Raw genomic sequence first — 1085 nt, 5'->3', positions numbered from 1 at the left:
CCGTTCCCTTCGTCGATGGTCCGCGACTTGATAAACGGAGGCGCCCCCACTTAACGTGGAGAAAGCGGGGGCGCCTCCGTTTTCACTGTAGGCCAGGGCGCCCGCCGCGCACGCACCGGGGAGAAGGAGGAGCTCATGTCGGGCATCCAGGGCAAGGTCATCGCGATCACGGGCGCCAGCAGCGGCATCGGGGAGGCGACCGCGCACCACCTCGCCGAGCGGGGCGCCCGCCTGGTGCTCGGGGCCCGGCGCCGGGAGCGGCTGGAGGCCGTCGTGGACGCCGTCACCGCCCGGGGCGCCGACGCCACCGGCGTCGTCGTCGACGTCCGGCGCCGCGAGGACCTGCGGCTCCTGACGGACACCGCCCTGGAGCGGTACGGGCGGCTCGACGTGCTGGTCTCCAACGCGGGCACGATGGCCGTCTCGCCGTTCGACGAGCTGCGCCAGGACGACTGGGACGCCATGGTCGCCACCCACGTCACCGGCCTGCTCAACGGCATCGCGGCGGCCCTGCCCGTCTTCCGCCGCCAGGGCGCCGGCCAGTTCGTCAACGTCGGCTCCACCGCGGCGTACGTCGTCAGGCCCCCGCAGGGGGTGTACGCGGCCACCAAGGCGGCGGTGAAGGTGCTCACCGAGGGCCTGCGCCAGGAGGCGGGGCCCGGCCTGCGCGTCACCCTCGTCTCCCCCGGCTTCACCCACACCGAGGGCGTCGGCAAGGGGGCCGGCCCCGAGGTCGCGGCCGCGCTGGTGCGCCGGCGCGACGAGATCGCCATGCCGCCCTCCGCCGTGGCCTCGGCCATCGGCTACGCCGTCGCGCAGCCGGACGGCGTCGACGTCAGCGAGATCGTCGTGCGCCCCACCGCCCAGGACTGACCCCCGCCGCCCAAAACCGACCCCGCCGCCCGGCCTTCTTCACAATTGCCGTGGACATGGCGTTCTTCTCCCAAGTCCGGGCAAAGCGAAGGCGGTGGGGGCCCCGGGGGGGCCGGGGGCCCCCCCCCCGTGGGCGGGGGCAGGGGGGTTTATAAAAATAAGACCACACCCGCCAGGGTGTGAAAAGCGGATATGGGGTCTTGGTGTAATAA

Annotated in this window: 1 protein-coding gene; it reads left to right on the top strand. The window is 73.2% G+C overall.

Translation table 11 applies throughout. The annotated features are described in order from the left end of the window. Positions 1–135: 135 nt before the first annotated feature. A complete protein-coding gene (locus tag ACFXOZ_RS34965; protein ID WP_380593942.1) occupies positions 136–873 on the top strand; it encodes an SDR family oxidoreductase in 738 nt (245 codons plus the stop codon). The last annotated feature ends 212 nt before the right edge of the window (positions 874–1085 follow it).

This window comes from Kitasatospora sp. NPDC059160 (assembly GCF_042755465.1).
Taxonomy (GTDB): Bacteria; Actinomycetota; Actinomycetes; order Streptomycetales; family Streptomycetaceae; genus Kitasatospora.
The sequence above is the reverse complement of the archived record's forward strand: the minus strand, read 5'-3'. Positions and strand labels throughout refer to the sequence as shown.

Coding starts and splice junctions, on each gene's coding strand:
- ACFXOZ_RS34965 (WP_380593942.1), top strand. CDS start 136: ATGTCGGGCATCCAGGGCAAGGTCATCGCGATCACGGGCGCCAGCAGC.